Genomic DNA, 8,367 nt, shown 5'->3' with positions numbered 1-8,367 from the left:
AATGAATTTATAATCACTGTTAAACTAAAATATTTTAATCCTTCGCCCAAAATCTAACATATTTTGGGCTATTTTTATTGGCTTTTTCTTAACATTCAACACTTCTGCATGAAATCAAATTCCCGACTTATTAGATAAGTCGGGGATATGTCGTTTCAAAACTATTTGAGGATATGTGACTTAATTTGTTTTTCTATTTGGTCACTAATTATTTCTGTACCCATGCTGGGTTGCTCAAGATTAATCCTAGCAAAGTTAGTCTTATCGGCTTGTGTAAATTTATTATCATTATCAGAATCTTTGATAATCTTGATAAAAACTGCGTTTTGATTTGGTACAACAACCCAATTAATAATTCTGGTATTATTTGGGGTAACTTGCTGGAGATTCTTTCCTGATAAATCAGACATATAACCAATCAAGGCATCTTCGTGATTAAAATTTTTATCTTTGTTGGTATCTTGGTCAATAATTTTATAAAGCCAAACTCTTGTGGGTGGCTTATCAGTTGTTTTTGTTTCTATTAAATCAAAAGAATTAATAATGGCTTTTTTATTGAGTAAAAGATGACTCTCACCATCTTGTTTACGATAAAAAATGAGGTTATATATTAACGGATTATCTCGTTTATAAGAACGTGAATAATCGAAATTAACTTCTTTTTCTTGATTCGGTTCTGTAGCATTTACTGGAATCATTAAATAATCTGACTGCTCTTTAATAATTAAGTCGCCATAGCTAATTTGAGGTTGTTTCTGCTGCTGTCCAACTGCTTTTGCTGATTCTGTTTTTCTGGTGATGTTGGTGTCGCAAGATAAGGAAAAACTAGACAGAAAAATAGCTAATACTAAATTTTTCACAAGATTGATTTTTTTCATTATCTGGTCTTAGTAGTAAATATTACTCTCTTATTGTATTCGCTACTAGAACATCAGCCAGATTTATGGATTGAGTGTTTGTAGTAAGCACTTTAGTGCTGAAAACAATCAAGGCTAATAGCCTTCAACGCAAATAAAAAATTAGCTCACAGATGTGAGCTAGTTGATATTATTTAAAGTGCATAAAGTACCCTAAATAAAATATTTTAGTTTCTTGAGTACGCCAACTGATACTAGCCGCGTCATCCTAGTCTTTTCACTAGGTTCTCAAGCGTAAATTATGACACTCCTTGCATTATGTATAATACTTTATCATCTCTTCATCTTGAAAAACACTAAAATATTGAAAAACCTGGTGCAGGTTGACCAGGTTCTTCAAATTCACAGGTTTCAAAATTGTTAAATTTAATAAAATAGTGGTTGAGAAGTTTTACAACTAGGGTGGACATAACAACTAGCAAACTCAGCAATCCTTGTTTTTCCGCTTTGGGATTTGGCTTTGCCTGCTTCCGGCTTTTTGCCACATCACATAAAATATGCTGGAATTTGCTTGGGCTGATGACGGGAGACACGTAGTCATTGACCCATTAAGTTTGGTTTTGTTTGGTGTCTTGATATTTAAGTTAGCACCTAGTTGATGATGATCAATCGTTAGTTTACGAAAGTTGATATTTTGTAGATTTTTGCAATAAAGGCTTAAAGCTTTGATCCCCAGCTATCTTTTGCAGATAACTGGGGTGATACTTAAGAAATGGCTAGACTAGTTAACTGTATTTTCACCAGTTCCACATCACAGAACTATCATCAAGTTGATCGGTGACAATACGACCGATCACATCAATTTCGGCAATTTCATCGGCAGAGAGTTGAATATTGGCAGCTTGGGCGTTGTCTTTCGCTTGTTCAGGATAACGCGCACCAGCGATCGCATTCGTTTGAGGTTGAGCAATTAACCAAGCCAATGCTAACTGCGCCAAAGTAGCGTGATGACGTTCGGCGATGGGACGCAGTTTATCTAAAGCTTGTTGAGCGCGTTCAAAGTTTTCGCCTTGAAACAGCTTATTCTTCGCTCGGTTGTCTGCTGGATCAAATTTCTGTCCGTGAGTAAATTTTCCAGAGAGCAATCCCTGAGCTAAAGGCGAATACGCCAGGATAGAAATATGATTTTCCACGCAGTAAGGTGCTGCATCTTTTTCTACCTGTCGCCAAAACAAAGAATAAGGAGGTTGCAAGCTGTCAATCCGTCCATACTTGCAGGCTTCTGCTAATTGGACACGAGAAAAGTTGGAAACACCAATTGCCCGAATTTTACCTTGTTCTTTTAAGTAGTTAAGAGCGCTCATGGTTTCCTCAATTGGTACTATCTCACTATTGAAAGCACCAGCAGGCCAATGAATTTGGTACAAATCTATATAATCAGTCTGGAGATTTTTGAGAGAGCGATCGCAAGCTTCAATCACTTGATCATACTTGAGATGGTTGGCGAAAACTTTTGTTGCATACTCTACCTTGTCACGCACATCAGATAAAGCTTCAGCTACAATCTGTTCGGAATGTCCTTCACCGTAAACTTCGGCTGTATCAACTGTGGTAATTCCGGCTTCAAAAGCGGCTCGGATGGTTTTAATCGAGTCTGCATCTTCAATTCCCACCCACATTTTCTTCCCGGCTTGCCAAGTCCCCATGAGTATGGGTGAGATTTTGACATCCGATTTGCCTAGTGTTCGCTTTTCCATAAAGGTTCTCTCAATTCACTTCCCTGGATAGTTTTATACTTTAACGGTCTTCGCTTCAATTTAAATCAGAGTTACAGTAGATGCCGATGCTGACACAACTAACTACAACAGTGCATACACTCAAGGAATGGGCAGTTGCGATCAATGCCTTGGAAAGTGGTAAAACAATTATGTTGCTGCGGAAAGGTGGTATCCATGAAAAGAAGGGACGTTTCCAAGTAGCCCATGATCAAGTTTTGCTTTATCCCACCTATGAACATCAACAGCCTTCCTTACTCAAGCCTGAATATGCAAATCTTGTACACCCTGTAACATCTGGTTGGCATCCAGAAACAGTTCGTATTGGTAGTTGGGCGCATATTACTGACGTTCTGGCAATTAGTGACGAGGCTATTGTTAACGCTTTATTACCTTTCCATATTTGGAACGAGAATTTTATTAGCGATCGCTTAAAGTGGAAACCACAGCAACCAATATTTATTCTCCTCCTCAGAACTTACAAACTACCCCAAGAGCAGGAAATTCCCTATCGAGCAGAATATGGTGGTTGCAAGTCATGGATTGATATTGCTTCACCTATGCAACTACAAGATTCCCAAGCGGTTTTGTCTGACTCTGACTATAGGCAGATTGTAGAAGAGATAGTCAATAGTCCATAGTCAACAGTCAGTCATTGATCATTTGCCGTCAAAACTCTATTTTTGCAATAAAACTTTAATATTTTTCCTAAAAAGTAACTCTTGATACATACACTTGCGAAAACCGCATATACCATTAAAAAAAACTTAATCCTTGATTAAAATCAAGCACAAAGGTTTTTTCAGGTTATTGGACTGATTGGCTGACTATAAGCAATCTAAATATCTAACATTTATTTAAGTAATTGTACGATTTTAGATTGTGCATAAGTTAACATACCCTAAGACAACAAAAATTATCCCACAAGGGTGATGCAGCTATTGACAAAAGTCTGCCAATATGCAATATATGCTTAATGCAAAGGAGCTTGCCATGTATCGACAAATGTGCTGGATATCTAAGACTAGCGGTGATGGTGACAAAATTTTATATCTGCAAACTGCACCCAGCCAACCTTGGCGACCATACACAGCTTTTCCCCAATATTCAGTACCCGATTATCAAATACCAGGTGGCTCCAAAGGTTGGGCAACTTATCAAAAATTACTAAAAGCAGGCTGGACATTAGTTCCCAGCGCACGCGCCAATGAATTTGGCAGCAGTGTTTATGCCGAGTCCATTATTAATGGTCAATAGTCATTAGCGACTCTCCCTTATCTCCCCTCTTGGTGAACCTTCGCCACTAAGGTTAGTCATTGGTGATGTGTGCGTGGGAAAGACACTGCTGCACCAACATCCATATCGTATTTCAGCAAATTGAGAATAACTTACAAAATTTGAGTGATGATGGTGCTTGCTAGCGCCAAGCGCACCCATTACCATGCGGAGACGTTCAAGCTATATTTCGCAAGTGCGATCGCAGATTCTACCACTTCAGCCGGTAATTGACCATTGCAACTATGCAACGTAGAAAAGACTTATCTCCTACTCCCCATTCCCAGCCTACGTAAGTCAGTTCAATAATCAAAGTGGATTACTATAGTTTGGTTTTATTGTGTCGGCTTACTTATATGCTTGATGTATTTTAAAAATTACATCAAGCACATATAATATCTTTATTATTTTCTCAGGCTAAAAACTGATTTATAGGTTTTTATGTCTTTTATTAATAGTGAAAAATATTAATTGAATGTCAAAGATAAAACCAGTGTTATTTCCCAGGAAATAATATTCATTACAGAGCAAAATTGAATTAATTAAAACAAGGTGCATACCATGAACTCACAAATATTCATAGGTAGCCACAATGACTTTAATAAATTCAAAATCTCAAAAAAATTCTCGGACGACTAGGCAAAATCAAAAATGTTCACATTTGAGTAGTCTACTTTACACTGCATTATCTATAACTGTCATACTTTGTACCTATGCTACAGTTCAAGCTATTTGCCCTTTCCTAATATTTTCTCTATCTGCTGCTAGTGGTAGTTCGTTTCAATCTACATCAATCCCTTGGCTAAATAGTAAATCTGAATGCGAATACACTAGGCGATATTGGCGTGACAACCAATGTTGGGATGAAGAACACCAACCGATGTTTTAGCTGAAGCTAAAACATATTTAATTTGCATATTTGAAATATTTCTAAATATTGTTGGGTGGGCATCTTGCCCGCCCAATTATGCAGGTTAGAAGTGGAACATCTGACAAAACTATTGGCGATGCCCGACGATAAAATTTGTCTTCCCCCTGCTCCCTGCCTACCCAGTGATAGGATATTTTTTTAGTTGGAAGTCCCCTATTTAGCTTGAGATGGCAAAGGCTGGACGATGATGATTCCAAGGGTTGGCGGCTTCTATTTGTGCTGCGAGGCTAATTAAAGTGGCTTCTGCCGCAGGTTTGCCGATTAGCTGTACACCAATAGGTAAACCATTATTATCAAAACCCACAGGTAAAGCGATCGCAGGTTGTCCAGTAGCATTAGCTGGGGGACAAGGCGCTACCCAGTTAATAATTTGTTGGAATGTATCTTCCGGACTCAAAGCAGCCCATTCTCCAATTCGGATTGGTGAATGTAAGTACACTGGCAATACCAATACATCTATATTGTCAAAAAATGCCACGATTTGCCGTGCTACTATCTGCATTTTATAGACTGCTTGGATGTAATCAGCAACAGTGCCAGTCCTTGCCAATAGCCAACGATTCACTGGCTGTAATATCTCTGGCGGTAAACCCGATCCGGCTACACCAGATTGCCAAACGATTTGGAAAGGTTCCACTAACGCACTAAAATCTAGAGATTTTTGTTCCACTTGATGACCGAGATGTTCTAATAATTTAACTGTTTGCAATACACCTTGTTGGCAATTAGCGTCTGCTTCACCCAAGGGTCGCATTCCAGTATCAAAAGCAACTCGTAACTTAGTAGGTTGTGTTTGTGCGGCTGCTAAAAACGAAGGTTCGGGATCGGGTAGCCAGTAAGGATCGCCTGTAACGTAGCCAGACATTGCATCTAATAAGGCAGCTGCATCAGCGACGGTACGGGCAATTGGCCCATTAGCCGAAATCCCAGCCAAGCGATCGCCCACTGGTGCTTTACTGACTCTACCTCGTGCTGGTTTAATCCCCACCAAACCACAACAAGCCGCAGGCCCCCGAATCGAACCACCACCATCTGAACCTTGAGCGATCGCACATAGCCCGGCTGCAACTGCGGCCGCAGCCCCACCACTAGAACCACCAGGGGTGTATTCTAAATTCCAAGGATTTCTCGCTGGGGTAAATCCCGTAGGTTCTGTGTAAGGAAATGAACCTAGTTCGGAAGTAGCTGTTTTACCAAGAATAATGAATCCTGCTTGCTTGATACGTGTCACTACCCCATCATCAAATTCGGGGATGTTGTTAAGCAATGCTGGATTGCCGTAAGTACAAGGTACACCAGCCACAGCGTTGAGGTCTTTAATGGAAATTGGTACGCCAAAAAAAGGCGGTAGTTCGGTAGTCGTTGTGAGTAATTCGGTTTTGGCTGTAGCATCCGCGATCGCCAATTCTGATGTCACTGTAAAGTAACTTCCCAACTCAGGATTCAACTGTTGAATACGTTCTAAATATATTTCTATCAACTCTAAAGGCGATACTTCCCGCCGACGAATTAATTGTGCCAACTCTAGTGCTGGGGTAAAAGCTAAATCAGTTTCATTCATAAGCGTTGGGGAATAGGGGCTGGGTATTAGGGATTGGGAAAAAAGACTAATACCCAATACCTAACTCAAAAACTGGACTCGTTACTTTAGCAAAGTTTCTGGGAAATATAAATCTATCGTTTCTATGATTTAACAATCCAGCAGTTTCACTAGTGTTACTAGACATTTTCTTAAAGTTTAAAGACTAGAGGTACTTAGGCTAGTGGTTTTTACTTAGGACTCTTTCAAACTAGAGTCCCATGAGATGTTCATCCCACAACGAAGCCTTTAGCCCTCAATCCTTATTTTCACTGTTGTACATAAATTTTTGTTCCATCCCCCAGGGATAATTATGACTGATTTGGAAATACTTATTAATAACTTGCCAAAAATTGTTTATGGTTTGAGACTTACTTTAGGTAATTCTCAGGAAATCATGCAACAAGTTGTTGCGATTAATCATGCTCAGGAGCAACTACGCCACATTCAACAAGCGATAGGCTACGCCCCATCAGAGGCTGTCTCTCAACAATTAAGTTGTGTTTCCAATAAAGGAACGGTTATACCCCAGTTGAGTACTACAAGACGTTTGTTAGTACCTAGCATTTTTCGAGTAGAACCTAATATTACTGGTAACACAAGATTAATTACCGAAAAATTTGGCAATCCTGAAATAGAAATATCTTTAGATACTTTAAAATCAAAAATTAATTACTGGATTGAATGGGGTGATTTCTTACAGGCGATCGCCGCAGATATTTTAAGCGATGCCAACCTAGTCAATCAAGTAAATTTAGATATTAATTACCCTAATTTAACGACTCAAATTAAAACTATAGAAACCAGTTTAAATATTAAATTAGTTTTCAGTAATCCCCAAGTAACAAAAAAGCAAATTGAGCAAATAATCAATATTGAAAAAGAAATATCAAAAGCCCAAGATAGATTACTTTATGTTGTCAATACCATTAAATCTAGTCAGGGATTGCTAACAATATTACTTGCTATTTCATCATTTTGTGGTCAATCAGGATTCGCAATAGAATGGTTAGATGATGCACACGAATTAATCATATCTAGTGAAGGTAATTTTCAAGAATTGACAGATATTCTTAATGATTGTCAAGATTTTCAATATAGACTAACTTCCTTTTTGAATCAATGCCAAGAATTTAAAAAACAGGCACAAAAAATTGTAACCAAAAAAAATTATAAAAAAGAAAAAGATTACACAAAAAAATTAACGAAGAATTTTTTAGTTTCTCATGTAGTAAATATAAGTCTAGTTATAGCTTCAAGCTTAGCCATTTTAAGTTTTGGTAGTTGGATTATCAAAGAGAAAATCAATCAACCTCAGCAGGTTCACCAAAATGCTGATCCAGAAACACAGGCTGTCAGTAATTTTAAATCTGCTTTAAAACTAGGCATGGAAGCTTCTTTCATAGCACAAAATCCGCCCCATCCTCTCACGGTATGGCAACAAGCAGCAACCAAATGGCAGCAAGCAATCAATTTTTTAAATCGTATTCCTGAAGGAACATCTGTTTCTGCAAAGGCACAAGAAAGACTGATTCGTTACCGACGTAACTATAAAGCCATAAATGAAAGAGCTTCTTCTGAGAAACAAGCTTTAATTTATCTAGAAGCAGCCGAAAAACTGGCTACAGAAGCTTCATTTTTTATGAAAAATTCGCCTAATTCATTATTAGCTTGGCAACAAGCAAAAGATAAGTGGCAACAGGCAATTCAATTATTAGAATCTATTCCCAAAAGTAGCTTTGTTTATCAACAAGCTCAAGCTACACTTGCTAATTATAAAACACACCATGCAGCAATCAATGCCATCATTCAAAACAGATTCCAGTCTGTAAATTAGAGAGATACGTCTAATGTGAATTAAAGAGAATGAGACTGGAAGGTGAGAACATCAATACCAAAAAGGCGGCGAAGCAATTTGCGTAGTGTGTGAGAGGCGATTTTGGCAGCAAT

Annotated in this window: 6 protein-coding genes and 1 pseudogene; 3 read left to right on the top strand and 4 right to left on the bottom strand. The window is 38.3% G+C overall.

What is annotated here, in order from left to right:
- Window positions 1–161: 161 nt before the first annotated feature.
- Together H6G18_RS24190 and H6G18_RS24185 are read right to left on the bottom strand one after the other, a co-directional pair.
- Window positions 162–878: a hypothetical protein gene (locus tag H6G18_RS24190; RefSeq protein ID WP_190409631.1), complete on the bottom strand. Its 717-nt coding sequence runs from the start codon at window positions 876–878 to the stop codon at window positions 162–164.
- 776 nt (window positions 879–1,654) lie between these two features.
- Window positions 1,655–2,614, bottom strand: coding sequence for an aldo/keto reductase (locus H6G18_RS24185; protein WP_190409630.1), 960 nt, complete (start codon window positions 2,612–2,614; stop codon window positions 1,655–1,657).
- Between the two features lie 86 nt (window positions 2,615–2,700).
- Between H6G18_RS24185 and H6G18_RS24180 the strand changes: the two genes are divergently transcribed.
- Window positions 2,701–3,273: a DUF1802 family protein gene (locus H6G18_RS24180; protein ID WP_190409633.1), complete on the top strand. Its 573-nt coding sequence runs from the start codon at window positions 2,701–2,703 to the stop codon at window positions 3,271–3,273.
- A gap of 352 nt (window positions 3,274–3,625) precedes the next feature.
- Window positions 3,626–3,889 (top strand): hypothetical protein, encoded by a 264-nt coding sequence (locus H6G18_RS24175; protein ID WP_190409632.1) that lies wholly within the window; start codon window positions 3,626–3,628, stop codon window positions 3,887–3,889.
- A gap of 1,106 nt (window positions 3,890–4,995) precedes the next feature.
- Here the strand turns inward: H6G18_RS24175 and H6G18_RS24170 are convergent.
- Window positions 4,996–6,399 carry an amidase gene (locus H6G18_RS24170; protein ID WP_190409629.1) on the bottom strand — a complete coding sequence of 468 codons (1,404 nt, stop codon included), beginning with the start codon at window positions 6,397–6,399 and terminating at the stop codon, window positions 4,996–4,998.
- A 550-nt stretch (window positions 6,400–6,949) separates the two neighbouring features.
- On the opposite strand from H6G18_RS24170, the gene H6G18_RS24165 reads away from it, so the two are divergent.
- Window positions 6,950–8,254: a hypothetical protein gene (locus H6G18_RS24165; RefSeq protein WP_242040459.1), complete on the top strand. Its 1,305-nt coding sequence runs from the start codon at window positions 6,950–6,952 to the stop codon at window positions 8,252–8,254.
- Between the two features lie 20 nt (window positions 8,255–8,274).
- Here H6G18_RS24165 and H6G18_RS25410 read toward each other — a convergent pair.
- Window positions 8,275–8,367: pseudogene (locus H6G18_RS25410) on the bottom strand (IS982 family transposase); the annotation flags it as partial.

Origin of the sequence: Anabaena subtropica FACHB-260, assembly GCF_014697105.1 — a bacterium.
Classification (GTDB): Bacteria; Cyanobacteriota; Cyanobacteriia; order Cyanobacteriales; family Nostocaceae; genus Trichormus; species Trichormus subtropicus.
The sequence above is the reverse complement of the archived record's forward strand: the minus strand, read 5'-3'. Positions and strand labels throughout refer to the sequence as shown.

Coding starts and splice junctions, on each gene's coding strand:
- H6G18_RS24175 (WP_190409632.1), top strand. CDS start 3,626: ATGTATCGACAAATGTGCTGGATATCTAAGACTAGCGGTGATGGTGAC.
- H6G18_RS24180 (WP_190409633.1), top strand. CDS start 2,701: ATGCTGACACAACTAACTACAACAGTGCATACACTCAAGGAATGGGCA.
- H6G18_RS24185 (WP_190409630.1), bottom strand. CDS start 2,614: ATGGAAAAGCGAACACTAGGCAAATCGGATGTCAAAATCTCACCCATA.
- H6G18_RS24170 (WP_190409629.1), bottom strand. CDS start 6,399: ATGAATGAAACTGATTTAGCTTTTACCCCAGCACTAGAGTTGGCACAA.
- H6G18_RS24190 (WP_190409631.1), bottom strand. CDS start 878: ATGAAAAAAATCAATCTTGTGAAAAATTTAGTATTAGCTATTTTTCTG.